Here is a 25647-nt window from a genome sequence, read left to right as displayed (position 1 = left end):
CTGGGCGTACCCGAGTTCGTGGAGCCGCCGTTCGTCGTCGCTCACCCGGGCCTCCCGTGCGGCAGAGTGATCTCTATTGATCCGCCCGGCCCGCGCTCCTGTCAAGCGGCACCCCGATCAGCGGGCAGATCACCGTGGCGGCGAACTCCCGCAGGCTCCGGTCGTCGGGCAGCCGCGGCGGCCCGTCCGGGGTGAGCACCAGCGAGTGCACCAGCCGCACGATCGTCGCGGCGACCACCTCGGCGGGCGGGGTGTCGGGCAGGCCGAGCGCGGTCCGCAGCTCGGTCACCATGCCCACGACGTACGCGGTGGCGATCTCGATGGCCGCGCCCGCGTCCAGGGTCAGCCAGACCAGCGTCTCGTCGCGGTCGACGGCGAGCAGCTGGCGCAGCAGGGGGTTGCCGCGCAGGGTCGTCACGGTGACACCGAACCCGTGCAGCTGCCGCTCCAGCGGGTCGTCGATGCCTGCGAGCCGGGCCTCGATCTCGGCGAGCACCTTGCGCACCTCGTGCGCCATCGCCGCGCGGACGATCTCCTCCTTGGTGCCCATCCTGCGGTAGAGCGTCGTGCGGTTGACCCCGGAGCGGCGGGCGATGTCGTCGGCGCTGGTGCGGCGGATGCCGATCAGCGCGAACTGGGCGACCGCCGCCTCCAGGATGCGCACGTCCGCCGGGTCGGCGGGCGGCGCGAGCAGGGGCGCGAGCGGGTTCTCCACCAGGTCAGCCTAGATCCTTGCAACAGAACCACAAATTGTGTTGCACTGTTGTGCATGAACTCGGCGCCCATCGGACCCGGCTCACTGACCTGGCACCACTTCGGGGATAGCCGGAGCCTGCTGTTCCTGGGCCGCATCGGCACCCTGCAGAACATGCACCCGGCCGTGGGCGCGGCGCTGCGGGACCACTCCGACTTCTTCGACAACCCGCTGGACCGGCTGTTCCGGTCCATGCCGCCCATCCTGGGCGTGGTGTACGACCCGCCGGGCTCCGACACCGGGGCCCTCGTCCGCGGCTTCCACACCGGGCTGTCGGGCACCGACTCGCGCGGGCGGCGCTACCACGCGCTGAAACCCGACGTGTTCTGGTGGACGCACGCGACGTTCGTCGAGGGGATCATCGCGGTCAACGAGTTCTTCGGCACCCCGCTCACCGACGCCGAGAAGGACCGGCTCGTCGCCGAGGGCGTGACCTGGTGGCGGCGCTACGGCCTGTCGGGCAGGCCGGTGATCGACAACTACGCCGACTTCGCCGCGTACTGGCAGCGCATGCTCGACGAGGAGCTGGAGGCCAACAGCACCACCGACTTCGCCGTGCGCATCGCGGACGCGCGCATCCCGCCGCCGCGGTTCGTGCCCGGCCCGGTGTGGGCGGTCGTCCGCGACCCGGTGGTGCGCTTCGGCGTGTGGCTGTCGGTGGCGCTGCTGCCGCCCCGGGCCCGGGAGATCCTCGGCCTCACCTGGACCGAGCGGCAGGAGCGGCGGTTCCGCGCGTTCGCCGCCGTCGTCCGCGCGGTCTGGCCCCGGCTGCCGCGCAGGCTGCGCTACCTCGACCGCGCGTACGCCAACATGCGGCTGGTGGAGACCGGCCGCTGGTGGTGATCACGGTTTGACCGCGCGGTGCGGGGGTAACTGTCGGTCATGCAGACCACCACCGCCCGTCAGTCGCTGTGGCTGGACGGCGTCGCCCCGACGTCGTTCCCGACCTGCGCCGAGGTCACCGACACCGGGTTCGACGCGGCCGTCGTGGGCGGCGGCATCACCGGGCTGACGGCCGCGCTGCTGCTCAAGCGCGCGGGCCTGCGGGTGGCGGTGATCGAGGCCGACCGGGTCGGGCGGGGCGTCACCGGCAACAACACGGCCAAGGTCACCGCGCTGCAGTCCACCGTCTACTCGGACCTGGAACGCCAGCACGGCCAGGAGGCCGCGGCGGCGTACGCCAAGGCGAGCACGGCGGGCGTCGACCTGCTCGCCGAACTCGCCGAGGGCATCGACTGCGGCTTCGAGCGCAGGCCCGCCCACACCGTCGCCATGCGGCCCGAGGACGTCGAGACCGTGGAGGGCGAACTCGCCGCCGCCGTGCGGGCCGGGCTGCCCGCCGTCAGCGACCCCGCCCCCGACCTGCCGTTCCCGGTGCACGCCGCGGTCCGGCTCGACGACCAGGTCCGGATCCACCCGCTGCGCTACGCCGTCGGCCTGGCCCGCATGGTCGACGGCGACGGCTGCCGGGTCTTCGAGCGCAGCCGCGTGCACCAGGTCCGCGAGGGCGAGCCCGCCACGATCCGCACCGAGCACGGCGACCTGCGGGCCGCGAGCGTCATCGTCGCCACGCACTACCCGATCCTCGACCGCGGCCTGTACTTCGCGCGCCTGGAGCCCACGCGCTCCTACTGCGTCGCGGCCACGCTGGCGAGCGGGACGCCGCCGACGAGCATGGCCATCGCCGCGGGCGGGCCCGGCTGGTCGATCACCTCCGCGGGGGACCGGCTGATCGTCGGCGGGCAGGGCCACCACGTCGCCGAGCGCGGCGACTCCGCGGCGCGGTTCCTGGCGCTGGAGGCGTTCGCCCGCGAGCACTGGGACGTCGCGCAGGTGACCCACCGGTGGTCGGCGCAGGACCCGGTGCCGTTCGACCGGCTGCCCATGATCGGCACCTACCGGCCGGGCGTGCGCGGGCTGTACGTGGCGACCGGGTTCGCCAAGTGGGGGCTGTCCACCGGCACGTTCGCCGGGTCGCAGCTGGCCGACCTCGTCCTCGGCCGCGACGCGGTCGACCTGTTCTCCCCGCACCGGCTCTCGCTGAGCGGGTTGCCCACGCTGGCCCGGTTGAACGCCAAGGTCGGCGTCGACCTCGTCACCGACCACCTCGCCCCGACCGGGACCACCAACCTCGACGACCTGGCCCCCGGCGACGCGTGCGTGCGCCGCGACGGGCTCGGCAAGACCGGCGTCTACCGCGACGCCGACGGCGAACTGCACGCGGTCGGCCTGACCTGCACGCACCTCGGGTGCGTGGTGCGGTTCAACACCGCGGAGCACAGTTGGGACTGCCCGTGCCACGGCTCCCGCTTCGATGTCGACGGCGAGGTCCTGGAGGGACCGGCGACCAAGCCGCTGGAGAAGCGCGCGCCGTGACCGGACCGGTGCGTCCTTGGTTGGCGGGCGCCCGGACGGGGAAAGCCTTGAGGGGCGATGCCGCATCGGCAGTCCACAGTGGATAGCCCGGCGTTGGAGGATCACGATGGACCAGTTCACCTTCCAGGACCCGCGCACGCAGTACCCGACGCCGGACGCGCAGGGGCCGCAGCAGCAGAGCGCGCCGGGCAGCACCAAGGGCATGCGCCCCGAGCCCGACCACGGCGAGGAGACCTACCGGGGCACCGACCGGCTGCGCGGGCGCAAGGCGCTCATCACCGGCGCGGACTCCGGCATCGGCCGCGCGGTCGCCATCGCCTTCGCCCGCGAGGGCGCCGACGTGGTGATCTCGTACCTGCAGGAGGACGCCGACGCCGCCGCGACCGCCGCGCTGGTCGAGCAGGCGGGCCGCAAGGCCGTCATGGTCCGCGGCGACGTCCGCGACGAGGCGCACTGCGCCGAACTCGTCGAGCGCACCGTCGGGGAACTGGGCGGCATCGACATCCTGGTCAACAACGCCGCCTACCAGATGTCCGGCAAGGGTGTCGCGGAGCTGTCGACCGAGCAGATGGACCGCGTGTTCAAGACCAACCTGTACGCGTTGTTCTGGCTGTGCCGGGCCGCGGTCCCGCACATGCCGCCGGGCTCGACCATCGTCAACAGCACCTCGATCCAGGCGCGCGAGCCGTCGCCGGAGCTGATGGACTACGCCGCCACCAAGGCCGCGATCCTCAACGCGACGCAGAGCCTGTCCGGGGACCTGATCTCCCGCGGCATCCGGGTCAACGCCGTCGCGCCGGGCCCGGTGTGGACGCCGCTGATCCCGTCGACCATGCCCGAGGAGAAGGTCGCCGAGTTCGGCAAGCAGACGCCGATGGGCCGCGCGGCGCAACCCGCGGAGTTGGCACCGGCCTACGTCTTCCTCGCCTCCCCGGAATCCGGTTACATCACAGGCGAGACCCTGGCGGTGACCGGGGGGCGTTTCCTGACCTGAGAGCGGGTGGGGACCATGACCGCGACCGCACGACGACAGGCCCGGATCTGCCGTGAGCGCTACCTGGCCGGGTTCGGCGGCGAGCTCGACATCGTGGTCGTCGGCCAGATCGCCCGCGACATCGTCCTGCTCGTCGACGAGCTGCCGGGCGCCCGCGCGGCAGCCGACGTCCGCGAGCGCCGGGAACTGCTCGGCGGCAAGGGCGCCAACCAGGCAGTGGCCTGCGCCCAGCTCGGCGCGTCGGTCGCGCTGCTCGGCGTCGTCGGCGACGACGAGGTGGGGACCGCCCTGCTCGCCCAGGCCCGCGCCGACCACATCGACGTCGTGTGCGTCGTGCACCGGCGGGAGGGGCGGACCGCGCTGATCGTCAACGTCGTCGAGCGCGGCGGCGCGTGGCGGTATCTGGAGGACTTCGCGGGGACCGAGCTGACCGAGGCCGAGGTCGAGGGCGCGCGGGGCACCCTGGTCGCCGCGTCGTCGGTCATCGTCCAGCTCCAGCAGCCCGCCGCGCTCGCCGCGGCCACGATCGCCCGCGACGCCGGTCGCCGGGTCGTCCTCGACGGCGCCCCGCCCGCGGACCAGCGCGCGGACCTGCTGGCCACGGCCGACGTCGTGCGCGCCGACGCCAAGGAGGCCGCGCTGCTGACCGGCAGCCGGATGGACTCCGTCGACACCGCCGTCCGCGCCGCCCGGTCCGTGCTGGCCGAGGGCCCGTCGATGGTCGCGCTGGCCGTGGAGGCCGAGGGCGACCTCTTCGCCTGGCCCGACGGCCACGTGTTCATCCCGTACACCGCCGACCCCACGGTCGACACGACGGGCGCGGGCGACTCGCTGATCGCCGCCCTCACCGTCGCGCTGACCCGGGGCGAGTCCCCCGAGGCCGCCGCCCGCGCCGCAGCGGCCGCCGCGGGCTCGACCGTCGGCCACCTTGGCGGCCGTCCCGCCCTGGGCCGGGCGTAGCCGCTGGTCGCATAGCATCCGGCTGCGCGATCGGAGGGACGGAATGGACATCGTCGAGCGCGGCATCGATGCGGAGCCCGCGCGGCGGACACCGCAGCCCACGCTGTTCGAGAGGTGCTTCGGGGCGGCCATGGTCTGGACGGCCCTGACGGTCGTGGTGCTGTTCGCCGTCTCCGGCCCGCCCGTGCTCACCGACGCGTGGGGCGCGATCGTCGGCATCCTGGTGGTCCCGCCGTTGTTCACCGCCGCGCTGGCGTGGCTGCTCCTCCTCCGCAGGCGGCCGCGATTCGGGCTGGTGCTGCTGGTGACCCTGCCCTGCTTCCTCGCCGTCGTGGGCGTCAGCGTCCTGCTCGCGCTGAACCGCTAGCCCACCGAGGGCTCGACCGAGCAGGCGTACTCGTAGTCGGTCGGGCGCGGGCGGTCGATGGCGACCATGGCGTCGACCTCGACGGTCCCCGCCTGGGCGAAGGTGAACGACATCGGTAGCGTCGTGCCCGCCACGGTCAGGTCGTCGAGCCCGGTCACGGTCAGGTAGTACGGCTGGTGCCTGCGCTCGTCCGGCGGGCCCACGTCGACGCCGGTGGTCCCGGGCGGCAGCGGAACGGTCCGCACGGCCTCCGCGGTCCCGTCGCACTCCGCGTCCCAGTGCACGGTGGCCTTGTCCGCCCCGGGGACGTTCACGGCGGTCAGCTCGTCGGGTCGGTCACCGCCGTTGACCATGGTGAAGCGGACCACGACGTCGTCGCCCGGGACGTAGCGGTCGTCGGCAGGCGGCTCGACGTGCACGTTCAGCACCTCGACCGGGCCCGCGCGGCCGTGGTCTCCGAGGGTTCCCAGGTCGTCGTTCTCCCTGACCTCGCCGCCGCAGGCGGCCAGCAGGATCAGGACGGGCGCGGCGATCGGCAGGACTCTCATGTCCGAGCGGTACCCCGCCCGCCGTCCGCCGACCCGGTTCGCAACCGGGTCGTGACCGGAGGAGATCCCCCGGCCGCAGGGACCGTGCGGCCGGGGGACCGATCAGAGCCTGCGCAGCCCGCTCAGGACGCGCTCCATCAGGCCGAGGTCCGGGGCCGCGCCCGCGTGACCCGTGCGGTGCACGGCGATCAGCCCGCGTCCGGCCAGGTCGCCGAGCAGCACCTTCACCACACCCAGCGGCAGCGCCAGCAGCGCGGCCACCTCCGCGACCGAGCGGGTGGCGCGGCACAGCTCCACGATCGTGTGATGCTCGGCCGGGAGCTGGGCGAGCAGCCGGGGCGGGACGTCCGTGCTCGACACCAGGGTCTCGACCTCCAGGTGCGCCTCCGGCCGCGTGCGCCCCGCCGTCCACGCGTACGCGCGGACGATCTCGGCGCCGTCCTCCACCGGCTCCGGCCGGGGCGCGGGCGGCTCGGGGGCGCGCGGCGCGGGCTCCGGCTCCCGCGCGTGGCGCCCGCCGCGGCGGCGGCGCTTGTCCAACGTGAACCCGTTGAGCAGGTCGGCGAAATCGCGCTCCTCGGCACCCCCGTTCTCGTCTGGGCCCATGGCTCAGCCCGAGTGCGCTGCCGCGGCGTGCCGGGAGCCGCGCAGCTCGGCGCGCAGTTCCGGGGTGAGCATCTGGCCGACCTGGTCGACCAGCACGTTCATCTCGTAGGCGACCTGGCCGACATCGCAGTTCGGCGCGGCCAGCACCGCGAGGCACGAACCGTCCCTGATGGACATCAGCAGCAGGATGCCGCCGTCCATCTCGATGATCGTGCGCAGCACGCGGTCGCCGCCGAAGCAGCGGGACGCGCCCTCGGTCAGGCTGGTGACGCCCGCGGCGATCGCGGCCAACTGGTCGGCGCGGTCCCTGGGCAGCCGCGCCGATGTGGTGAGCAGCAACCCGTCGACGGAGATCACGATGGCGTGGGCGACCCCGGGCACCCGCTCGGTGAAGTTGCCGACCAACCACCCGAACTGGTTCACCTGCCGCGACGGCGTTGTGCTCATGACTGCTCATTCCGCTGGTTGGCGTTGGGCACGCCGCGACGCACCCCGGACTGGTAGTTGGCCAGGAAACCGCGGACGCGCTCCGGGTCGCGCCGCCGGGGAGCCGACACCGGCGGCGGCGCCCCGAAACCGGGGGAGCGAACGGGCCGCTTCGGCAACTCCCCGCTGAACCAGCTCGAGTCACCCTGCCCAGCCCCGTCCGCCGAGGACGCGGACCCGATGGGCACGCGCGGCACCGCCCCGTTGGGTTGGGCGAGGCCAGCACCCTGCGACACCGGGTTGGCGGGGTCCGCCCCGTTCCCCGCCGAGGCGGCGGACCTGCGCGGCAGCGGCTCGGCCCCGTCCACGACGCGAATCGGGCCGAACCCGTTCGCGGTGGCGGCGCCGGGCTGGCGCCGTGCCGGATCGAGCCCGTTGGCCGCCGGGGTGGTGTGCCTGCGCGGCAGCGGCTCGGAGCCGTTCACGGCGTGAATGGGGTCGGACCCATTCGCGGTGGCGGTGCCGGGTAGGCGCTGTGCCGGGTCGAGCCCGTCCCCTGCTGGGGTGGTGTGCCTGCGCGGCAGCGGGTCGGAGCCGTTCGTGGCGTGGATGGGGTCGGAGGCGTTCGCGGTGCCGGGCTGGTGCTGTGCCGGGTCGAGCCCGTTCCCTGCTGGGGTGGTGGGCCTGCGTGGCAGCGGGTCGGAGCCGTTTGTGGCGTGGATGAGGCCGGATCCGCTCGTGGCCGGAACGGGGCCGGGCTGACGTGGTGGCGGGTTGTCGAGGCCGTGGGCGGCCGGGATGGGACCGCTCGCCGCCGGACTGGTGTCGGGCACGCGTGGCATCAGGGCGGCGGCGGAGGCGGAGCCGCCCGGCAGGACGCGTCCGTTGGCGCCGGGCGCCGTGGTCGCGGGGACCGGGGTCACCGTCTGTGCCCGGACCAGCTCGGCCGGGACGAGCACGACGGCGCGGAGGCCGTCCTTGCCGTCGCCGAGCGGGCGCAGGCGCACCCGCACGCCCTGGCGCGCCGCCAGCCTGGCCACCACGAACAGGCCCAGCTGCCGCGACACCGGCAGTTCGGCCGGGGCGTCCTCGGCCAGCCGCCGGTTCACCGCGATCAGTTCCGCCTCGGCCATGCCGATGCCCTCGTCGGTGATCTCCACCAGCACGTCGCCGTCGCCCCGGGCGCGGGCGCCGACCACGACCTGCGAGCGCGGCGGGGAGAACGCGGTGGCGTTGTCCAGCAGCTCGGCCACCAGGTGCACGAGGTCGCCCGCGGCGTACCCGACGACCTCGACCGGCGGGGCGGGGTGCACCACCACGCGCTGGTACTGCTCGATCTCGGACACGGCCGCGCGCAGCACGCTGACCAGCGGCACCGGCTTGGTGAACCGGCGCGAGACCTCGGTGCCGGAGAGCACCATCAGGTTCTCGTTGTTGCGCCGCATGCGCGTGGCGAGGTGGTCGAGCTTGAACAGGTTGGCCAGCTGGTCGGGGTCCTCCTCCTTGCGCTCCAGTTCCTCCATCAGCTTGAGCTGGCGCTCGACCAGGCCCTGGCTGCGGCGGGACAGGTTGACGAAGATGTTGCGCATGTCCGAGCGCAGCTCGGCCTGCTCGGTCGCCGAGAGCACGGCCTGCCGGTGCACGGCGTCGAACGCGCGCGCGAGCTGCCCCAGCTCCTCGGTGGTGTGCACCGGGACCGGCTCGATCGCGGTGTCCGGCTCGGTGTTGGCCCGGATGCCCGCGACAACGGCGGGCAGCCGGTGGTCGGCCACCTCCAGCGCCGCGCGCCGCAGCGCGGTCAGCGACCGCAGCAGCTGCCTGCCGACGATCCAGCCGATGGCGCCCGCGGCGACGATCATCCCGAGCAGGATGACCGACGCCAGGCCCGCGCGGTCGCTGGTTTGGTCCTGCAGCCGGTCGGCGGCGCCGCGCAGCTCGCCGGCCAGTCCGGCGCCGACCTCGGCCAGCCGGGCCGCGGTGGCCTCGGAGCTGCGGTTCCACTCGGTGGGCTCGATGCGCAGCCCGCCGCTGGTGTTCACCGCGGTCTGCACCAGCCGGTCGCGCAGCGCGACGTCGGTCGACTCCATCCGCACCGTGAACTCGCGACGCTGCTGCGGTGTGGCGACCGCCTGGAAGTCGCTGAGCCGGTCGGTCATGCGCAGCACGGACTCGGCGAGCGCGCGCTGGTCGGCGCTGGCCAGGTCGCCGCGCGCGAGCCCGGTCAGCACCACGGCCTGCTGCAGCGCCACCTGCTCGCGGGCGACCTCGATGTGGTGCAGCGCGGTCGCCGTTCCGGACAGCAGCGGGTCGCCGAACTGGCTCACCAGCGCCTGGTCGAAGTCGAGCAGCGCCTTGACCGCGATCGTGTAGGCCATGAGCGAGGTCGAGCCGTCCTTGGGCACCCGCGCCCGCACGTCGGCCAGCGGGGCGAGGTGCTGGACCGCCTCGTCGAAGCGGGTCGCCGACACCTCGCCGAAGCCCGCGGTCTCCGCGCGCAGGGTGACCAGGTGCACGCGCATGAACTCGGTCGTGCGGCCCTGCTCCTGGTAGACGCCGGGTTCGAGCACGCCGCGCGCGACCATCGTGCGCTCCAGCTGGATGCTGTCGATCAGCGGGACCAGCGCGTCGCGCACGGCGACCAGCTCGCGCATCTGCGCGTAGTTGGCCGAGCGCGAGACGTAACTCTGGATCTGCAGCACACCGGCGGCCAAGGCGACCAGGATCGGCACCACGAGCACCGCGGCGAGCTTCACCGGGAGCTTCCAGTTGCGCCAGTCGAGCACCGCGGCCAGCGAGGATCCGGTCTGGCGGGGGCGCGGTTGTTGATCTATACCGGTAGGTGCCACGATCATCCTGTCCGCGGCCCACCGGTCCGGGATGGCGTTGCGCGTGCCACTCTCTCGCCTACCTCCCGGGATGCGCGGCCCAAACCAGTCGGACCGGCATCGTAAGTCAGAGATCGTTCGGCGACAACGAGGTGAACGGACGTAATTTCTTTTCCGAACATACCCGCAACTCGTTCCTTGACTGGGCGCGCCCGCTCGTTAGGCTGATCGCTCCGTACGGCACGGCCGGTGCGGAATTGTTTCGTGGGAGGGCCCCGATGACGAAGTCGCTGTCCGCGCGCCCGCGCCCGGGTTTCGCCACCTTCGAGCCGGAACCGAGGCGGGACTACCTCGACGCCGACGGCGAGATCGACTTCGTTGCCCTGCAGGCGAGCCCGGACTTCCAGCGGCTGCGCAGGCGCGCGGTGCGGTTCGCGCTGCCCGCCACGGTCCTGTTCCTCGTCTGGTACCTCACCTACGTGCTGCTGTCGGCCTACGCCCCGGGCTTCATGAGCCAGCCGGTGTTCGGCGCGGTCAACGTCGGCCTGCTGTTCGGGATGCTCCAGTTCGTGTCCACAGTGGTCATCACGCTGCTGTACGGCCGCTACGCCAAGCGCCGTGTCGATCCCGAGGTCGACGCGGTGCGCGCGCTGGTGGACCAGCGGTGAACCCCACCAACCAGGCGCTGAACATCAGCGTCTTCGCCGTCTTCGTGCTGATCACCCTCTACATCGTCTACCGGGCGAGCAGCCGCAACGTGACGCAGTCGGACTACTACGCCGCGGGCAGCAGCTTCACCGGCGGCCAGAACGGCATGGCGCTCGCGGGCGACTTCCTGTCCGCCGCGTCGTTCCTGGGCATCTCGGGTGCGATCGCCGTCACCGGCTACGACGGGTTCCTGTACTCCATCGGCTGGGTCGTCGCCTGGCTCATGGGCCTGATGCTCATCGCCGAGCGGCTGCGCAACACCGGCCGCTACACCCTCGGCGACGTCCTCGCCTTCCGGATGCGCCAGCGCCCGGTGCGCGCCGCGGCGGCCAACGCGACCCTGGTGATCTCGCTGTTCTACATGATCGCGCAGATGGCGGGCGCGGGCGGGCTGATCGCGCTGCTGCTGGACGTGCACGACCGGACAGCGCAGGCGGCGGTCATCGCGATCGTCGGCCTGATCATGCTGTTCTACGTGCTCGTCGGCGGCATGAAGGGCACCACGTGGGTGCAGATCATCAAGGCCGTGCTGCTGATCCTGTGCGTCACCATGATCACGGTGTTCCTGCTGGGCAAGTTCGGCTTCAACCTCTCGGCGATCCTGCGCGGCGCCGCCGAGCGCAGCCCGCTCGGCGAAGCGGTGCTCAGCCCGGGCGCCAAGTACGGCGCGACCGACACGACCAAACTCGACTTCATCTCCCTGGCGCTGGCGCTCGTGCTCGGCACCGCGAGCCTGCCGCACGTGCTCATGCGCTTCTACACCGTGCCCAACGCCCGCGAGGCCCGCCGGTCGGTGAGCTGGGCGATCTGGCTGATGGCGACGTTCTACCTGTGCACCCTGGTCATCGGCTTCGGCGCGATGGCGCTGGTCGGCCCGGAGGCGATCGCCAACGCCCCCGGCGGGGAGAACTCCGCGGCCCCGCTGCTGGCGTTCCGGGTCGGCGGCACCGTCCTGCTGGGCATCGTCGCCGCGGTCGCCTTCGCCACCATCCTGGCCGTGGTCGCGGGCCTGACCATCACCGCGTCCGCGTCCTTCGCCCACGACGTGTACGCCAACGTGATCAAGCGCGGCAAGGCCGACACCCGCTCGGAGGTCCGGGTCGCCCGGATGACGGCGGTGGTCATCGGCGTCCTGTCGATCATCGGCGGCATCGCGGCCAACGGCCAGAACGTCGCGTTCCTGGTCGCGCTGGCCTTCGCCATCGCCGCGTCGGCCAATTTGTCGACCATCCTCTATTCACTGTTTTGGAAGCGGTTCAACACCCGCGGCACATTGTGGGCGATGTACGGCGGCCTGATCTCCTCGCTCGTCCTGATCGCCTTCTCCCCGGCAGTCTCCGGCACCCCGGATTCGATCATCCCCACCGTCGACTTCCACTGGTTCCCGCTCAGCAACCCCGGCCTGGTGTCCATCCCGCTGTCCTTCCTGTTCGGTTTCCTGGGCACGATCCTGAGCAGACAACCCGCCGACGAGCGCAAGCAGGCCGAGATGGAGGTCCGCTCCCTGACCGGCATCGGCTCAGGCCTGCGGTAGCCAACCCTCGCCCGGATCGTCGAGGCGGGGCCGAGCTTCTGCACGCGGGCGAGGCGAGGCTGACGACCTGCGTGCTCGCCGAGCGCCTGGTCCTCGCGGGGCCAGACCCTCTGCTGGCATGTCAGGGCCAGGGACGAGGTGCTGGACCTGGCCGTGGCCGCGATCGTCGCCGAGGTGCCGCTGCCCTCGGCCGACCTGCCGGGGATGGACACCCCGCGGCCTATCCGACCTCACCGCCTCCGGTTACCTACGCTCCCCGGACTGGGCTACCTGCTCGCCGGGCTGGGCGGATGACTCTCTCGGTGTTTTTCCGATTCACCCGCGCGGGCAGTGGGTACGTCCGGGGTGCTTGATCACTCTGGAGGAAGGTGGGTTATGGCCCTCGACCCGAGCCGCAGGTCGCCCCGGCTGCTTGCCGTGATCGCCAGTTTCGCCCTGCTCCCGCTGCTGGCGGCCTGTGGTGACGACGATGACGGCGATGACGACGACAACGACAACGACGGCATGCGGGCCGCGAGCGTGCTGGTGGTCGCCGAGTGAGTCGCGGACCCCGCGCGCCTCGGGGCGCGCGGGGTCGGCGGGGGGAGGGATCGTGCGGTTGACCGCGACCGTGTTGAGCGCGTTGGACGCCCGGGAGCTGGCGGACTTCTACCGCAGGCTGCTGGACTGGACCGTCGTGCAGGACGAACCGGGATGGGTGACGCTGCGCCCGCCGGACGGCGGCGCGGGGCTGTCCTTCCAGTCCGAACCCGACTACATCCCGCCGGTCTGGCCCGCCAGCGGCGGTGACCAGCGGATGATGGCCCACCTCGACATCCACGTCGATGACCTCGCCGAGGCGAGTAGGCGCGCCGAGGCCGTGGGCGCCCGCCTCGCCGACTACCAGCCCCAGGACGACGTCCGCGTCTACCTCGACCCGTCCGGGCACCCGTTCTGTCTGTTCACGTGAGCGTTCCGGCCCCGCCGACGCGCACGGGATGAGCACTGTGCACTCCCGGCGTTGATCCGTGGCGGCGGGTGGGTGAGGATGGCGGCCACCATCGTCGGAAGGCAGCCGCATGTCACGTCGCACCCGTCTCCTCGGTCTGGCAGTGGCGGGAACCGGCGCCGCCCACTTCGTCGCGCCGAAGGCCTTCGAGCCGATCTCCCGCAGGCCCTTCCCCGACGACACCCGCCGCTGGGTGCTGCGCAACGGGGCCACCGAGGTCGCCATCGGCCTCGCCATCGCCGGGCCCCGCACCCGCGCCCTCGGCATCGCCGCCCTGGCCTGCTACGCCACCTGGCTCGCCACCCGCTTCGCGGCCCGCTGACCGCTCCGCCGCACGGCCTCCCGTTGGGCCGCTGGTCGTTCGATCGCGTCTGTTGGCTGCTGAAACGGACCGCTGGTCAGACTCGGACTCCCCGGCCGCCTCGTGTCATTACTGCCGGGTGCCTGATCCTTTTGGCAAGCCGCTGAACGACAGGTCGGGCTCCCCGGTCGTCTGGTTCCTGTTCCGCGTCGTGAACTGCCGGTGGTCGCGTGGGGCGGCTCGTCCTGCTCGCGCGCCGACAGCCCGTTGTCGCGCCGGTCAACCCGGGGGCTCTGGGGTGACCGTTCGGTGGTTGTGGTGGTCCAGCAGCTTGGACAGCAGGTCAGTCAGGTGGCCGCGTTCCTTGAGGGAGAGCGGAGCCAGGAGTTCGTCCTGGGTCTCGGCCAGCTGCTTCTCCAATCGCCGGAGTTGGCGTTTGCCCGCGGTGGTCAACGATATGATGTTGCGTCGCCGATCGGCGGGGTCGGGGGCGCGCTCGACCAGGTCGCGGTCGGCGAGTTCGTTGATCGCCGCGACCATGTCGCTCAGGTGGATGCCGCTGCGGCGGCCCAGCGCGGCCTGGCTGGCCGGGCCGAACTCCTCCAGGGTCGCCAGCAGGCGGTAGTGGTAGCCGCGGGCGCCGACGGCCGAGAACCCGTCGCCCACCAGTCGGTGCGCGTGGCCTGCGGTCTGGGTGAGCAGCCAGCTGGGCAGCCTCTCCCAGCTGGCGCGCGGGTTCTCCATGTGGCGAGTCTAACAAGTCGTTGGTTGCACTAACGATCCTGCTATCGTTCGGATGACAAACGTTAGTCGAATAAACGTTTACTCTCCGGACGATGGAGTGCACCATGATCAGGCCGTTCCGCATCGACATCCCGCAGGCCGACCTCGACGACCTGGCCGACCGGCTCGCCCGCACCCGGTGGCCCAACGAGGTCACCGACGCCGGATGGGACTACGGCTTCCCGCTCGCCAGACTCCAGGAGCTGGCCGAGTACTGGCGAACCGGCTACGACTGGCGCGAGCACGAGGCGAAGCTCAACGAGCTGCCGCACTTCACCACCGAGATCGACGGCCAGAACATCCACTTCGTCCACGTCCGGTCGGCGCGGCCGGACGCGCTCGCGCTGGTCCTCACGCACGGCTGGCCCGGCTCGTTCCTGGAGTTCCTCGACGTCATCGAGCCGCTGTCGCGCGACTTCCACCTGGTGATCCCGTCCGTCCCCGGCTTCGGGTTCTCCGGGCCGACCCGCGAGCGCGGCTGGGACGCCGTCCGGGTCGCGCGGGCCTGGGCCGAGTTGATGCGCCGCCTGGGGTACGAGCGCTACGGCGCGCAGGGCGGCGACTTCGGCTCGGGCATCTCGACGGCCCTCGGCGCGATCGCGCCCGAGCACGTCGTGGGGGTGCACGTCAACTACCTGCCGACCCGGCCGCAGCCCGGCGTCGAGCTGTCCGAAGCGGACGAGGCCCGACTGGACAAGGTCAGGCAGCTGATGGCGAACCGCCCCCCGTACCAGGCGCTTCAGGCGCTCACCCCGCAGACCATCGGCTACGCGCTGACCGACTCGCCGGTGGGCCAGCTGGTCTGGATCGCCGAGCGCTTCGCGCAGTGGACCGACCCCGCCACGCCGGTCGGCGACGACCGGATGCTCACCGACGTCTCGCTGTACTGGCTGACCGCGACCGCTGCCTCCTCCGCCCGGTTCCACCGCGACACCCCGCGGGGAAGCGGTCTCCCGTGCCGGGTCCCGCTCGGCGTGGCGGTGTTCGCCCACGACATCACGCTGTCGGTGCGACCGCTGGCCGAGCGGCTGTACGACATCCGGCACTGGTCGGAGTTCGACCGCGGCGGCCACTTCGCCGCGATGGAGGTGCCGGACCTCCTCGCCGAGGACGTCCGACACTTCTTCCTGACCCACACCGCGGCAGCGTGAGGCCGTCAGGGGAGGGCGCGGTCGAGGATCGCCGTGACGTCGGCGGACGACGGCAGGGTGCCGAACGCGTGGCCCCAGTCCCCGCCGAGCCTGCTGGCGCAGAACGCGTCGGCGACGGCGGCGGGGGAGTGGCGCACCAGCAGCGATCCCTGCAGCACCAGCGCCATCAGCTCGACGACCCGGCGCGCCCTGCCCTCGATGCCGTCCGGATCGGACAGCTCGGCGTGCAGCCGCGCGGTCGCGGCGTCCAGTCGGGCGTCCGCGCCGCGTGCCTGCGCCAGTTCCGCCATCAGTGCCTCCGCGGTCGACGGTGAGCGGCCCAGGGCGCGCAGCACGTCGAGGGCGTTGACGTTGCCCGAGCCCTCCCAGATGGACAGCAGCGGCGCCTCCCGGTACAGCCGGGGCATGCCGGAGTCCTCGACGTAGCCGTTGCCGCCCAGGCACTCCAGCGCCTCCGCGGTGAACGCCGGGCCGCGCTTGGTCACCCAGTACTTGCCCACCGCCGTGGCGATGCGCCGGAACGCCTGCTCCTGCCCGTCGCCCCGCAGCGCGCGGTCGGCAGCGCCCGCCAGGCGCAGCGTGAGGACGGTGGCCGCCTCGGACTCGACGGCCAGGTCGGCGAGCACGTTGCGCATCAACGGCTGGTCGATCAGCCGGGCGCCGAACGCGGCGCGGTGCCGGGTGTGGTGGCCCGCCTCGACCAGCGCCTTGCGCATCAGCGTCGCCGTGCCCGCGACGCAGTCGAGCCGGGTGCAGTTGACCATCTCGATGATGGTCTTCACGCCCTGCCCCTCCGGGCCGACGAGCCAGGCGACAGTGTCCTCGAACTCCGGCTCCGACGAGGCGTTGGACCGGTTGCCCAGCTTGTCCTTCAGCCGCTGGATGCGGAACGCGTTGCGCGTGCCGTCGGGCAGGACGCGCGGCACCAGGAAGCAGGACAGCCCGCCGGGCGCCTGGGCGAGCACGAGGAACACGTCGCACATCGGCGCGGAGGTGAACCACTTGTGGCCGCGCAGCGTGTAGACGCCGGGTTCGGCGGTGGGGGTCGCGGCCGTGGTGTTGGTGCGGACGTCGGAGCCGCCCTGCTTCTCCGTCATCCCCATCCCGGCGAGGATCCCGCGCTTGGTGGACGGGACGCGCAGGCCCGGGTCGTAGACGCGGCTGACCAGCAGCGGCTCGTACACCGCGGCCAGGTCGGGCTGCTTGCGCAGCGCCGGGACGGCGGCGTAGGTCATCGACACCGGGCAGCCGTGCCCGGCCTCGGTGTGGCCCCAGACCAGCGACACCGCGACCCGGGCGACGTGCGCGCCCGGCCTGCCGTCAGCCCACGCCGACGCCGCGCCGCCCTCGGCGACGGCGACGCGCATGAGGCTGTGCCAGCTCGGGTGGAACTCGACCTCGTCGACCCGGTTGCCGTAGCGGTCGTGCGTGCGCAGCTCCGGCGGGTACCGGTTGGCCTGGTCGGCCCAAGTCTGCGCCTCGACGCCGCCCGCGAGCCCCCCGAGGCGCCGGATGTCGGGCTCGGCCCAGTCCGCGCCCTCCCGGCGCAGCCCCTCCAGCAGCGCGGCGTCGTCGGCCGCGTCGTACGGCGCCAGCGGCGGCGCCTGGTTGGTGACCGCGTGGGTGGTCGCGTCGTGGGGAGCCGTGGTCGTCATCCCTCGACATTACGAATCTCATGCGGCCGTGGCAAGAGTGTAATATCGGCGGCCGTGTCCCTAGTCCGCCCGGTGTCGGCCCGGTCCGCGCTGCTGAGCATGCTGCTCGGCGCCCATCCGCCCACGATGAGCGCGCGCGAGCTGGTCGCCGCCGTCGGCCTGGTGGGGGTCGCCGAGTCCGCCGCCCGCGCCGCGCTGTCGCGCATGGTGGCCGCGGGCGACCTTGACCGCGCCGACGGCCGCTACACGCTGTCCCCGCGCCTGCTGGCCCGCCAGCGCCGCCAGGACGCCGCCGTGCACCCGGAGACGACCCCGTGGCACGGCGAGTGGGAGACCGTCGTCGTGACCGCCACCGGCCGCGATCCCGCCGACCGCGCGGCCCTGCGCGCCGACCTCGCCGCCCTGCGCCTCGCCGAACTGCGCGAGGGCGTCTGGCTGCGCCCGGACAACCTGCGCCGCGCCTGGCCCGACACCGTCACCGCGGCCACCCTGCGCCTGACCGCGCGCCCGGACCGGGACCCCGCCGACCTCGCCGCCGCGCTGTGGGACCTCCCCGCCTGGGCCGCCCACGGCCGCGCCCTCCTCGAGGCCATCGCCACCGCGGCCGACCCGGCGACCCGCTTCGCCGCCGTCGCCATGTCGGTCCGCCACCTGCTGACCGACCCGGTCCTCCCGCCCGCCCTCCTGCCAGCCGGCTGGCCGGGCGACGCCCTGCGCGCCCGCTACGCCGAGTACCGCGCCTGGCTCATGGCGACCCGGGTCGGCGTCGGCTAGCCAGGACCTCGCGGATGACCCGCCGGGCGTTCGCGGCGAGCACGGGGTTCGTGTCCTTGTAGTAGGGAAGTTGGATCACCGCGACCGACAACGCCCACCCGCGCCCGCGCAGCCAGGTGGCGTCGTCGACACCGGTCGCCCGACGGAACGCGGCGCGGGCCGAGGCGGGCATCAGGTTCCACGCGGGCATCAGGTCGACGGCCGGGTCGCCCACGCCGACCCCGCTGAAGTCGAGCACGCCGGTCAGCGCGCCGTCGCGGACCACGAGGTTCCCGGGGGAGAGGTCGCCGTGCACCCAGACCGGCGGGCCCGACCACGCGGGCACGGCGAGCGCGGCCTCCCACGCCTCGGTCACCGCGACGGTGTCGACCATCCCGTCCAGCGCGGCGATCGCTTCCCGGGTCGGCGTGTCGCGGCTGACGAGCGGCTGACCGCGGAACGACGCGGGCCCACTGGGCTCGATGCGCCGCAGAGCGCGGACGAACGCGGCGAGGCCCACCGGATCGGCGCCCTCTCCGGGGTTCACGCCGTCGACCCACCGGCAGACCGACCACGGGAAGGGATAGCCGCGGCCCGGCCGCCCCTCGGCCACGGGAAGCGGGATGGGGACGGGCAGGTGCGGGGCCAGGCGCGGCATCCACTCCCGCTCCCGGGCGATGTTCCCGGCCGCGCCGGGAATCCGCGGCAGCCGCACGGCCAGGTCCGCGCCCAGCCGGAACATCGCGTTGTCGGTGCCGGAGGAGGTGACCGCGGTGACGGGCAGGTCGGCCCACCGCGGGAACTGGTCGGCGAGGAGCAGGCGGACCAGATCGACGCCGGTGGGGACCTCGTTGGGATGCACGAGCCGACCCTGACCGCGGATGCCGCATCCGCTCAACCGGATTATCGCCAGCCGACCTGGCGATCCCCCGCATTGTGATGATCGATCGGGCGTTCCCGTTGCGCGCGCCCGGGGGGTAGGCGGTATGATCAGTGCGGTTCCGCGCTCCCGGTGACCCCCAGGCCGGTCGAGCGCGGAACTCTTTTATGTCCAGGGCCGGGCCCCGTGTGGCGGGACGGCGTTGTCCCACCACACGGCACACCCCCAAATACGGGCCCGCGAGCCGACGGATAACTCTCAGTTAATCCGCCGCGATCATCGTAGTGGGCCGGGAGGGCGTGTTGTCAACGCACAGTTACCCTGAGACACTGGTTCGGCTGTTTCCGCGACACACACCTGGGGGACGCACATGTCCGACGGCGGGCCGACGCCGTTGACGAGCAGGCTCGACCGGCTCTTCAAGATCAGCCGCCCGCGCGGCAGGCAGTGGTCCAACGCCGAGGTCGCCGCCGAGGTGAAGAAGGCCAACCCGGACCTGCGGGTCAGCGGCGCGTACCTGTCCATGCTGCGCACCGGCAAGCGGACGAGCCCGTCGACCGACCTGCTCGTCGCGCTGGCCCGCTTCTTCGGCGTGAACCCCAGCTACTTCTTCGACGACGAGGACGGCCAGGGCGAGCGGGTGCGCAGGCAGCTGGAACAGCTGGAGATGCTGCGCGAGCGCGGCGTCGTGGGGATCGCGCAGCGGGCGGTGGGGCTGCCGCAGGCGAACCTCGACCTGATCATCGCCATGCTCGACCAGGCCCGCCGCCAGCAGGGCCTGCCGCCGGTCACCGACGTCGCCCAGGACTGAGCCGTGGCGGGGCGGCGATCCGACCTGCGCCGGATCCGGCGGGAGTGCGGACGTCTGCTCGACGGCCTGCGGCTGCCCGCCCGCGCCGACCTCGCCGGGCTGTGCGGCCATCTCGCGGCCGCCAGGGGCAGGCCGCTGCACGTGGTGCCGGTGTCGATGCGCGCGTCGCAGCCGTGCGGGCTGTGGCTGTCCACACGCGACGAGGACTACGTCTTCTACGACGCCGACACCGGCCGCGCCCACCAGGAGCACATCATCCTGCACGAGATCGGGCACCTCATCTGCGGCCACACCGGCGGCGGCGACCCGGTCCCCGACCTGTTCCCCGACCTCGACCCCGACCTGGTCCGCGCCATGCTCGCCCGCACGACCTACAGCGACGAGCAGGAGCAGCAGGCCGAGGTCATGGCCTACCTGCTGGCCGAGATCCTGCGCGCGCCGTCGGTCGACGCCGACGACGTGGCCGCGCGCATCGCCGACTCGCTCAACCACTCCGCGCACCGCGAGCCGCGGTGAACGCCGTGCTCTACCCGCTCTGCGCGGGGATCGCCTGGGTGAGCCTGCTGTTCAAGGTGCTCGGCAGGGGCAGGGGACCGGCCGCCGCGGCGGTGTCGCTGTTCTACCTGTTCATGGGCCTGACGTTCACCATCAGCGACCCGAGGGTGTGGGCGCTGGTCAGCCGGGTCAGCGGCGTGCCGAACCTCGCGCTGCTGCTGTCGCAGGGCGCGGTCATCGGGGTGGCCGCCAGCCAGCTCGCCGCGCTCACCTACTGGGAGCGCTCGGCGGAGGAGGCCCGGCCCCGCGTCCGCGGCCAGACGTACGCGTTCATCGGCCTCTTCGCGGTGATGGCTGGCCTGTTCGCCGCGGCAGACCTCAGCACGGAGGACACGACGACCGCGGTCATCCGGTACGCGGGCAACTGGCGCTACGCCCTCTACCTGCTGCTGTACGTGACCGCTTTCGCCGTCGCCCAGTACCTCCTGGTCGTGCGCTGTCTGCGGTACGCGCGGGCGGTCGAGGGCCGGTGGCTCAGCCGCGGCCTGCGGCTGGCGGCGGTGGGCGCGGTCGGCGGCCTGGTGTACGTCGTGGCCCGCTACGCCGACGTGCTCGCCGGGCCGCTCGGGCTCGACCCGGCGGACTGGGAGGTGGTCGCCCGGCTCGGCGCGGGCGGCGGCGGCATCCTCACCCTGATCGGCTTCAGCGTCCCGGGCTGGGGACCGCAGGTGCGTGCCCTGCGCCACTGGCTGCGCGACTACCGCGCCTACCGCGACCTCTACCCGCTCTGGTCCGCGCTGCGCGCGGCCAACCCCGACCTGGCCCTGGACCCGGAGGCGGGCCGCACCGCCGTGCGGGACCTGGACTTCCGCCTGCACCGCCGGGTGGTGGAGATCCTCGACGGCAGGCGCTGGCTGCGCCCGTACCAGGACCCCGACGCCGTGGTCGCGCCCCCGGGGCTCTCCGGTGACGACCTGCGCGCGCACGTCGAGGCCGCCGCCATCGCCGCCGCGCTCTCGCGCGCGAGCGTGGGCGCTGCCGAGTCGGCGGCCACCAACCCCGTGCCCGCCACCCCGCCCGCCGACGCGGAGACCGACTGGCTGGTGCGGGTCTCCCGCGCCTTCTCGACCCTGGAGCACCGGTGACGCCCGTCCCGACATTCGACGAGACCTTCTACGCCGACCCGTATCCCACCTACGCCCGGCTGCGCGCCGACGGCGGCGTGCACCATGTGTCCACACCGGACGGATCGAAGGCCTGGCTGGTCACCCGTCACGCCGATGTCCGCGCCTGCCTGGCCGATCCGCGCCTGTCGCTGAACCGGGCCAACGCGGGCGACGGCTACCGCGGCTTCGCCCTGCCGCCCGCGCTGGACGCCAACCTGCTCAACCTCGACCCGCCCGACCACACCCGGCTGCGCGCGCTGATCGCCCGCGAGTTCACCCCGGCCAGGGTCGAGGCCATGGCCCCGGCCATCACCTCGGCCGCTGCCGAACTCCTCGACGCCTGCCCGACCGGTGAGCCCGTCGACCTGATCGCGGCCTTCGCCGCCCCGCTGCCGCTGCGGGTGATCGGCGACCTGCTGGGCGTGCCGCGTCGGGACCGCGCCCGCTTCCGCGAGTGGACCCGCACGCTGCTCACGCCGTCGCCGGGCCAGCCGCCGACCGCCGCCCGCGACGCCGTGGCGGGCATGCACGGCTACCTGGTCGACCTCATCGCCGCCAAGCGCGCCGCCCCGGAGGACGACCTGCTGTCCGCCCTGATCGCCGCCCGGGACGACGACGACCGGCTCAGCGAGGCGGAACTGGTCTCGATGGCGTTCCTGACCCTGTGGGCCGGGTACGAGAACCTGGTCAACCTCATCGGCAACGGCATGCGCGCCCTGCTGACCCACGACCAGCCGGTCACCGACCTGCCCACGGCCGTCGAGGAGCTGACCCGCTACGACCAGCCGCTGCAGTTCGCCATCCGCCGCTTCCCCGTGTGCGACATCGAGGTGGGCGGCGTCGCCGTCCCGGCAGGCGAGACCGTCCTGCTCGGCATCGCCTCGGCCAACCACGACGAGACCGTGTTCGCCGAGCCGGAGGCGCTGCGGCTGGACCGCGACCCGAACCCGCACCTGAGCTACGGGCACGGCGTGCACCGCAGCTTCGGCTCCCGGCTGAGCCAGGTGGAGGCCGCGATCGCGGTGGCGGCGCTGCTGGAGCGCGGGTGCGCGCTGGCGGTCCCGGCAGGCGACCTGCGCGCGCTGCCGTCGTTCCGCAACCGCGGCCTGGTCGAGCTGCCCGTCACGCTCGGGTGAGCTCGCCCTTGGCCCGGCGCCAGGCCACGACCAGGAACGTCACCAGCCCGATGAGCGGGATGACGCTGATCGCCCAGCTCAGGGCCATCGGCGGGCCGGGCTGCTCCAGCACGGGCAGCGCGATCTCGCCCTGGCCCTGACCGGCAGGACCGTCCACGGTGAACCGGAACGTCCACGTGCCCTCCGCGTCCAGGGCGAACACGTCCAGGCCCCACACCTCCCGGGCGCGCGGGTGCCGGGCCAGCGGCCGCGGGCGGTACTCGCCGCCGTCCGGCGTGACCAGCGCGAGCGTCCCCGACTTGCCCGCGATCCCGCCGTCGGGCACGAAGCTGAAGTCCAGCGACTGCATCGCCCGCAGCGGCCACACGCTGAACCCCACGGTCATCCGGTACGGCCCGGCCTGCACCTGCTCGGTGTGCACGGTCTCCACCGGCGGGTAGGCCAGCGCGGTGCCGGACCCGACGAGCAACCCGCAGACGGCCAGCAGGGCCACGATCGCCTTACGCATCACGCACTCCAGAAGTCAGCCGGAGCATCGCGCCGAAGCGCGCGCCCAGGTATCCGCCGAGCAGGCCGAGCAGCGCCCCCGCGACGCAGGTCGCGATGAGCCGCGTGGGATCGGGGCCGGGCGCGTCGTAGAGCCACATCACCTGCAGCGGCGCGCAGACCACGATGACCACTCCCGCGATCCCGCCCGCGAGCACCGGGACCCGCGACAGCGCCGCCATCAGCGCGGCGACCGGCACCAGGCAGAACGGCACGAGCGCCGGGGTGACGGGGACGCCGTCGAGGTAGTCGCGCACCGACAGCCCGACCGCGTCGGCGTACGCGCGGGCCGCCCACGGCGCGAACCACCAGAACGCCAGCTGCAGCGCCAGCACGATGCCCGCCGCGCCCAGCACCCCCTTGCGGCCGAGGAACCCCCACGCCAGCGAGAGCAGCAGCACCGCGAGGAACGCCGTGCCCGCGTTCGTCCAGCGGACCGGCCCGGGCAGCTGGCCGAGGCCGAGGACGGTGATCGTGCTGGAGGTGAACAGCATGGCCACGGCGGCCAGCGTTCCCCAGGCCAGCCACCGGTTGGCCCGGCCCGCGGCCAGGACGATGACCAGGCCGATCGAGGTGATCATGTCCGACAGCAGCAGGCCGATGTGCGGCGGGGAGTCGATGACCGCGTCGAAGCCGTACAGGCTGTGCCACCACAGGTCCCACAGCCCGTAGAGCAGGAACAGCGCGGCCCCGGTGCCCGAGACGACGTAGCCGACCGGCGCGGTGAAGATCCCGCCGAAGATCCGGACGGGCCTGCCGCCGACCGCCGGGTCGATCGGGCGGCCCGCGCGCTGCGCGGCGGTCGTGCTCAGCACGACGGCGAGGCTGACCAGCCCGGCGATCGCCGCGCCCGCGTACAGCAGCAGGTGCGGCACGGTGAAGAAGGTGTCCGGGCCGACGTCCTCGTGCCACTGGATGTCCCAGGTGGCGCCGACCAGCGACAACAGGGACGCGCCCATCAGCACGGCGGCGGGCAGCGCGCCCCGCGCGGTGTCCGACCGCGAAGCGGTGAGTTGCATGGCAGTCCTCTATCCGTTGACGAGCAAGGGGAAGTCGACGTTCTCGGACCCCGCCGGGCCGTGCAGGGTGACGGTGATGACCCACTGCCCGCCCATGTTCAGCGGCAGTTCGGCCACCCGGCGGCCGTCCGCGCCCGGGCGGGCGGGCACCGGGGCGGTGATGTGGCCCATCTGCGGCATGACGGGCTCCACGGTGACCTCGCGCAGGTCGGCGGGCCGCCCCTGCCCGTCGGTGATCTCCAGCCGCACCTCGTTCGCGCCGATCCTCGGCTCGGCCATGGACAGCCGCACGACGTGGTGCGCGGTCCGCGCGTGCAGCACCGTCGGCTCGTCGTCGGTCGGCCACACCAGCCAGCCGAGCAGGACGACGGCGAACACGCCTGCGACCAGCGCCACGATCTTCATCGCACGACCACCTCGACCGGGACCGTCAGCACGCGGTAGTCGCGTTCGGCCTGCACCCACAGCCGGTAGCGGCCGGGCAGCGGGAACCGGTACGCGAACGACACCTCCGGCCCGAAGGCCGCCACGGTCTCGTCCGGCCTGCCCAGCGACGCCGGGATCATCGCGTGCACGTGGGCCCAGACCGGCGCGTCGGCCGCGGAGGTCGACAGCGGCCCGACGATGATCAGGTGGCCCGCCATGCCCAGCCACGGTTGCAGGTCCGCGGTGTCGCCGAACCGCGCGGTGACCGCGCTCGCGGCCTGCGTGGTGAGGCCGGAGACGTCCACCGTCACCGGGGTGCCCTCGATATCCCGGGGACCGGGACCCGGCGCCGGTCGATAGTCGGTTCCCGGGGCCCCGACGGTGAACTCCGAGCGCAGCAGCTGGACCCCGCCGCCGCGGCGCGACAGCTCGGCCGCGAGGGCGTACTCGCCCGGCGCGGGCGGCGTCAGGCGGGCCGTGTACTCGCCGGGGGCGGTGCGGATCGGGTGCAGGTGCCACAGTCCGCCGGTCGGCCCCACGACGACCAGGTGGATCAGGGCGTTGTCGCGGACCAGCAGGTCGTCGGCCGGTCGGCCGCTCCCGGTGTCGGTGAGGCCGATGCGCAGGTCCAGCGGGCGGCCGACACCGTCGCCGTCGGCGCGCACCAGCAGGTTCACCGGCGGGCGCGAGTAGTCCACTGTGGAGAGGCGGGCTTCCGGCGCGCCGCCGGTCGGGTCGGTCAGCACGCCGGGCGGCACGGGCGGCGGGAGGCTCGCCGAGAGCAGCGCCGCCGTCATGCCCACGGCGAGGGCGGCCACCACCGCCCCGGCGGGCGCCAGCGCCACCCAGCCGCGCCGGACGCGCACCGCGACCACCACCGTGACCAGCATGAACAGCCCCGCGCCGACGAACCCGCCGTACGCGGCCTTCTCCCAGGCGGAGACGACCCGCTCGGGCACGATGAACGGGATGCGCGCCACGCGCTCGCCGTCGTCGACCGCCAGCTCCCACGGTCCGGTCCGGTCCACCCGCAGCGTCGCGGCGTAGGGCCCGGGCCGCTCGCCGAGCGCCAGCGTCGCCTCGCTCGGCGTGCTCGGCTCGTCCGAGGTGGACGCGCCCGTCGCCGCGGCGCGCAGCACGAGCGTCCCGGGCGCGGTGCCCGCGTGCGTGACGACCTCCACCCGCAGCGGGCCCGGCACCGGCTCCGCCCGCCGGATCACCACGGTCAGCTCGCGCTCGCCCAGGGTCTGCGCCACGTGCAGGTCGGCGGCCGAGGGCGCGCCGTCGGCCAGCGCCGGACCCGCGCCGACCACCGCGGCGACGAGCGCGGCCAGCACGACGAAGACCTTCCTGACCCCCATGCCGACCACGGTAGTGATCTTTCCCGCGCGGATCGTCCGGACGGCGGGGGACCAGGCATCCCCAATCCGGGGGACGGG

At 73.4% G+C, this 25647-nt stretch carries 29 protein-coding genes; 17 read left to right on the top strand and 12 right to left on the bottom strand.

The window, feature by feature from the left end:
• Positions 1–73: 73 nt before the first annotated feature.
• Positions 74–715: a TetR/AcrR family transcriptional regulator gene (locus Actkin_RS17705; RefSeq protein ID WP_258903467.1), complete on the bottom strand. Its 642-nt coding sequence runs from the start codon at positions 713–715 to the stop codon at positions 74–76.
• Positions 716–769: 54 nt separating this feature from the next.
• Between Actkin_RS17705 and Actkin_RS17700 the strand changes: the two genes are divergently transcribed.
• From Actkin_RS17700 to Actkin_RS17680, 5 genes are all read left to right on the top strand, one after another.
• A complete protein-coding gene (locus tag Actkin_RS17700) occupies positions 770–1597 on the top strand; it encodes an oxygenase MpaB family protein (protein ID WP_258903466.1) in 828 nt (275 codons plus the stop codon).
• A gap of 39 nt (positions 1598–1636) precedes the next feature.
• A complete protein-coding gene (locus tag Actkin_RS17695) occupies positions 1637–3130 on the top strand; it encodes an FAD-dependent oxidoreductase (RefSeq protein WP_258903465.1) in 1494 nt (497 codons plus the stop codon).
• A 106-nt stretch (positions 3131–3236) separates the two neighbouring features.
• A complete protein-coding gene (locus tag Actkin_RS17690; RefSeq protein WP_189210634.1) occupies positions 3237–4124 on the top strand; it encodes an SDR family oxidoreductase in 888 nt (295 codons plus the stop codon).
• A 15-nt stretch (positions 4125–4139) separates the two neighbouring features.
• Positions 4140–5084: a PfkB family carbohydrate kinase gene (locus Actkin_RS17685; protein WP_258903464.1), complete on the top strand. Its 945-nt coding sequence runs from the start codon at positions 4140–4142 to the stop codon at positions 5082–5084.
• A gap of 43 nt (positions 5085–5127) precedes the next feature.
• Entirely contained in the window at positions 5128–5451 is a 324-nt protein-coding gene (locus Actkin_RS17680) for a hypothetical protein (RefSeq protein WP_189210632.1), read from the top strand.
• Here the strand turns inward: Actkin_RS17680 and Actkin_RS17675 are convergent.
• The 4 genes from Actkin_RS17675 to Actkin_RS17660 form a co-directional block, all read right to left on the bottom strand.
• Positions 5448–5999 (bottom strand): copper chaperone PCu(A)C, encoded by a 552-nt coding sequence (locus Actkin_RS17675; RefSeq protein WP_189210631.1) that lies wholly within the window; start codon positions 5997–5999, stop codon positions 5448–5450. The genes Actkin_RS17680 and Actkin_RS17675 overlap by 4 nt on opposite strands.
• A gap of 102 nt (positions 6000–6101) precedes the next feature.
• The gene (locus Actkin_RS17670; RefSeq protein WP_189210630.1) at positions 6102–6605 is read right to left on the bottom strand and encodes a DUF742 domain-containing protein; all 504 of its coding nucleotides are present in this window, start codon (positions 6603–6605) and stop codon (positions 6102–6104) included.
• A gap of 3 nt (positions 6606–6608) precedes the next feature.
• On the bottom strand, positions 6609–7052 hold the full coding sequence (locus Actkin_RS17665) for a roadblock/LC7 domain-containing protein (RefSeq protein ID WP_189210629.1): 444 nt from the start codon (positions 7050–7052) through the stop codon (positions 6609–6611).
• Entirely contained in the window at positions 7049–9877 is a 2829-nt protein-coding gene (locus Actkin_RS17660) for a sensor histidine kinase (RefSeq protein ID WP_258903463.1), read from the bottom strand. Before Actkin_RS17660 ends, Actkin_RS17665 begins: the two co-directional genes overlap by 4 nt.
• A 257-nt stretch (positions 9878–10134) precedes the next feature.
• Here Actkin_RS17660 and Actkin_RS17655 point away from each other — a divergent pair, with 257 nt between their 5' ends.
• The 6 genes from Actkin_RS17655 to Actkin_RS17630 all read left to right on the top strand — a co-directional run bounded on the left by Actkin_RS17655 (position 10135) and on the right by Actkin_RS17630 (position 13408).
• Complete coding sequence (locus Actkin_RS17655) at positions 10135–10524, top strand: DUF485 domain-containing protein (protein WP_189210627.1); 390 nt, start codon at positions 10135–10137, stop codon at positions 10522–10524.
• Positions 10521–12098 (top strand): monocarboxylic acid transporter, encoded by a 1578-nt coding sequence (locus tag Actkin_RS17650; protein ID WP_258903462.1) that lies wholly within the window; start codon positions 10521–10523, stop codon positions 12096–12098. The genes Actkin_RS17655 and Actkin_RS17650 overlap by 4 nt, the downstream gene beginning before the upstream one ends.
• 138 nt (positions 12099–12236) lie before the next feature.
• The gene (locus Actkin_RS17645) at positions 12237–12392 is read left to right on the top strand and encodes a hypothetical protein (RefSeq protein WP_258903461.1); all 156 of its coding nucleotides are present in this window, start codon (positions 12237–12239) and stop codon (positions 12390–12392) included.
• 81 nt (positions 12393–12473) lie between these two features.
• Positions 12474–12638 carry a hypothetical protein gene (locus Actkin_RS17640; RefSeq protein ID WP_189210625.1) on the top strand — a complete coding sequence of 55 codons (165 nt, stop codon included), beginning with the start codon at positions 12474–12476 and terminating at the stop codon, positions 12636–12638.
• Between the two features lie 52 nt (positions 12639–12690).
• A complete protein-coding gene (locus Actkin_RS17635; RefSeq protein ID WP_258903460.1) occupies positions 12691–13047 on the top strand; it encodes a VOC family protein in 357 nt (118 codons plus the stop codon).
• A 142-nt stretch (positions 13048–13189) separates the two neighbouring features.
• Positions 13190–13408 (top strand): DoxX-related protein, encoded by a 219-nt coding sequence (locus Actkin_RS17630; protein WP_258903459.1) that lies wholly within the window; start codon positions 13190–13192, stop codon positions 13406–13408.
• A 258-nt stretch (positions 13409–13666) separates the two neighbouring features.
• Here Actkin_RS17630 and Actkin_RS17625 read toward each other — a convergent pair whose 3' ends face one another.
• Complete coding sequence (locus Actkin_RS17625) at positions 13667–14131, bottom strand: MarR family winged helix-turn-helix transcriptional regulator (protein ID WP_258903458.1); 465 nt, start codon at positions 14129–14131, stop codon at positions 13667–13669.
• Between the two features lie 104 nt (positions 14132–14235).
• Between Actkin_RS17625 and Actkin_RS17620 the strand changes: the two genes are divergently transcribed.
• Positions 14236–15321, top strand: coding sequence for an epoxide hydrolase family protein (locus Actkin_RS17620; protein WP_258903457.1), 1086 nt, complete (start codon positions 14236–14238; stop codon positions 15319–15321).
• A 5-nt stretch (positions 15322–15326) separates the two neighbouring features.
• Here Actkin_RS17620 and Actkin_RS17615 read toward each other — a convergent pair whose 3' ends face one another.
• The gene (locus Actkin_RS17615) at positions 15327–16976 is read right to left on the bottom strand and encodes an acyl-CoA dehydrogenase family protein (RefSeq protein ID WP_258903456.1); all 1650 of its coding nucleotides are present in this window, start codon (positions 16974–16976) and stop codon (positions 15327–15329) included.
• 54 nt (positions 16977–17030) lie between these two features.
• On the opposite strand from Actkin_RS17615, the gene Actkin_RS17610 reads away from it, so the two are divergent.
• Complete coding sequence (locus Actkin_RS17610; protein WP_258903455.1) at positions 17031–17750, top strand: PaaX family transcriptional regulator C-terminal domain-containing protein; 720 nt, start codon at positions 17031–17033, stop codon at positions 17748–17750.
• Here Actkin_RS17610 and Actkin_RS17605 read toward each other — a convergent pair.
• Complete coding sequence (locus Actkin_RS17605) at positions 17722–18591, bottom strand: aminoglycoside phosphotransferase family protein (RefSeq protein ID WP_258903454.1); 870 nt, start codon at positions 18589–18591, stop codon at positions 17722–17724. The two genes, Actkin_RS17610 and Actkin_RS17605, sit on opposite strands and share 29 nt — an antisense overlap.
• Positions 18592–18979: 388 nt before the next feature.
• Here Actkin_RS17605 and Actkin_RS17600 point away from each other — a divergent pair, with 388 nt between their 5' ends.
• From Actkin_RS17600 to Actkin_RS17585, 4 genes are read left to right on the top strand one after another with little or no spacing between them, the layout of a single operon-like run.
• Positions 18980–19420 carry a helix-turn-helix domain-containing protein gene (locus tag Actkin_RS17600; protein ID WP_189210618.1) on the top strand — a complete coding sequence of 147 codons (441 nt, stop codon included), beginning with the start codon at positions 18980–18982 and terminating at the stop codon, positions 19418–19420.
• Positions 19421–19423: 3 nt separating this feature from the next.
• On the top strand, positions 19424–19936 hold the full coding sequence (locus tag Actkin_RS17595) for an ImmA/IrrE family metallo-endopeptidase (RefSeq protein WP_258903453.1): 513 nt from the start codon (positions 19424–19426) through the stop codon (positions 19934–19936).
• Positions 19933–21060: an MAB_1171c family putative transporter gene (locus tag Actkin_RS17590; RefSeq protein WP_258903452.1), complete on the top strand. Its 1128-nt coding sequence runs from the start codon at positions 19933–19935 to the stop codon at positions 21058–21060. The genes Actkin_RS17595 and Actkin_RS17590 overlap by 4 nt, the downstream gene beginning before the upstream one ends.
• A complete protein-coding gene (locus Actkin_RS17585; RefSeq protein WP_258903451.1) occupies positions 21057–22217 on the top strand; it encodes a cytochrome P450 family protein in 1161 nt (386 codons plus the stop codon). Before Actkin_RS17590 ends, Actkin_RS17585 begins: the two co-directional genes overlap by 4 nt.
• On the opposite strand, the gene Actkin_RS17580 is transcribed toward Actkin_RS17585, so the two are convergent.
• The 4 genes from Actkin_RS17580 to Actkin_RS17565 are packed head-to-tail and all read right to left on the bottom strand — an operon-like array spanning position 22204 to position 25569.
• Positions 22204–22725 carry a hypothetical protein gene (locus Actkin_RS17580; protein WP_189210615.1) on the bottom strand — a complete coding sequence of 174 codons (522 nt, stop codon included), beginning with the start codon at positions 22723–22725 and terminating at the stop codon, positions 22204–22206. The two genes, Actkin_RS17585 and Actkin_RS17580, sit on opposite strands and share 14 nt — an antisense overlap.
• The gene (locus tag Actkin_RS17575; protein WP_258903450.1) at positions 22718–23782 is read right to left on the bottom strand and encodes a hypothetical protein; all 1065 of its coding nucleotides are present in this window, start codon (positions 23780–23782) and stop codon (positions 22718–22720) included. The genes Actkin_RS17580 and Actkin_RS17575 overlap by 8 nt, the downstream gene beginning before the upstream one ends.
• Before the next feature lie 9 nt (positions 23783–23791).
• Positions 23792–24187, bottom strand: a complete 396-nt coding sequence (locus Actkin_RS17570) for a FixH family protein (protein ID WP_258903449.1) — start codon at positions 24185–24187, stop codon at positions 23792–23794.
• Positions 24184–25569 carry a DUF8832 domain-containing protein gene (locus tag Actkin_RS17565; RefSeq protein WP_258903448.1) on the bottom strand — a complete coding sequence of 462 codons (1386 nt, stop codon included), beginning with the start codon at positions 25567–25569 and terminating at the stop codon, positions 24184–24186. Before Actkin_RS17565 ends, Actkin_RS17570 begins: the two co-directional genes overlap by 4 nt.
• Positions 25570–25647 lie beyond the last annotated feature (78 nt).

Source organism: Actinokineospora sp. UTMC 2448, assembly GCF_024760565.1.
Taxonomy (GTDB): Bacteria; Actinomycetota; Actinomycetes; order Mycobacteriales; family Pseudonocardiaceae; genus Actinokineospora; species Actinokineospora fastidiosa.
This window is presented reverse-complemented; position numbering and strand designations above follow the sequence as displayed.

Coding starts and splice junctions, on each gene's coding strand:
- Actkin_RS17700 (WP_258903466.1), top strand. CDS start 770: ATGAACTCGGCGCCCATCGGACCCGGCTCACTGACCTGGCACCACTTC.
- Actkin_RS17695 (WP_258903465.1), top strand. CDS start 1,637: ATGCAGACCACCACCGCCCGTCAGTCGCTGTGGCTGGACGGCGTCGCC.
- Actkin_RS17690 (WP_189210634.1), top strand. CDS start 3,237: ATGGACCAGTTCACCTTCCAGGACCCGCGCACGCAGTACCCGACGCCG.
- Actkin_RS17685 (WP_258903464.1), top strand. CDS start 4,140: ATGACCGCGACCGCACGACGACAGGCCCGGATCTGCCGTGAGCGCTAC.
- Actkin_RS17680 (WP_189210632.1), top strand. CDS start 5,128: ATGGACATCGTCGAGCGCGGCATCGATGCGGAGCCCGCGCGGCGGACA.
- Actkin_RS17675 (WP_189210631.1), bottom strand. CDS start 5,999: ATGAGAGTCCTGCCGATCGCCGCGCCCGTCCTGATCCTGCTGGCCGCC.
- Actkin_RS17670 (WP_189210630.1), bottom strand. CDS start 6,605: ATGGGCCCAGACGAGAACGGGGGTGCCGAGGAGCGCGATTTCGCCGAC.
- Actkin_RS17665 (WP_189210629.1), bottom strand. CDS start 7,052: ATGAGCACAACGCCGTCGCGGCAGGTGAACCAGTTCGGGTGGTTGGTC.
- Actkin_RS17655 (WP_189210627.1), top strand. CDS start 10,135: ATGACGAAGTCGCTGTCCGCGCGCCCGCGCCCGGGTTTCGCCACCTTC.
- Actkin_RS17640 (WP_189210625.1), top strand. CDS start 12,474: ATGGCCCTCGACCCGAGCCGCAGGTCGCCCCGGCTGCTTGCCGTGATC.
- Actkin_RS17625 (WP_258903458.1), bottom strand. CDS start 14,131: ATGGAGAACCCGCGCGCCAGCTGGGAGAGGCTGCCCAGCTGGCTGCTC.
- Actkin_RS17620 (WP_258903457.1), top strand. CDS start 14,236: ATGATCAGGCCGTTCCGCATCGACATCCCGCAGGCCGACCTCGACGAC.
- Actkin_RS17615 (WP_258903456.1), bottom strand. CDS start 16,976: ATGACGACCACGGCTCCCCACGACGCGACCACCCACGCGGTCACCAAC.
- Actkin_RS17600 (WP_189210618.1), top strand. CDS start 18,980: ATGTCCGACGGCGGGCCGACGCCGTTGACGAGCAGGCTCGACCGGCTC.
- Actkin_RS17580 (WP_189210615.1), bottom strand. CDS start 22,725: ATGCGTAAGGCGATCGTGGCCCTGCTGGCCGTCTGCGGGTTGCTCGTC.
- Actkin_RS17575 (WP_258903450.1), bottom strand. CDS start 23,782: ATGCAACTCACCGCTTCGCGGTCGGACACCGCGCGGGGCGCGCTGCCC.
- Actkin_RS17570 (WP_258903449.1), bottom strand. CDS start 24,187: ATGAAGATCGTGGCGCTGGTCGCAGGCGTGTTCGCCGTCGTCCTGCTC.
- Actkin_RS17565 (WP_258903448.1), bottom strand. CDS start 25,569: ATGGGGGTCAGGAAGGTCTTCGTCGTGCTGGCCGCGCTCGTCGCCGCG.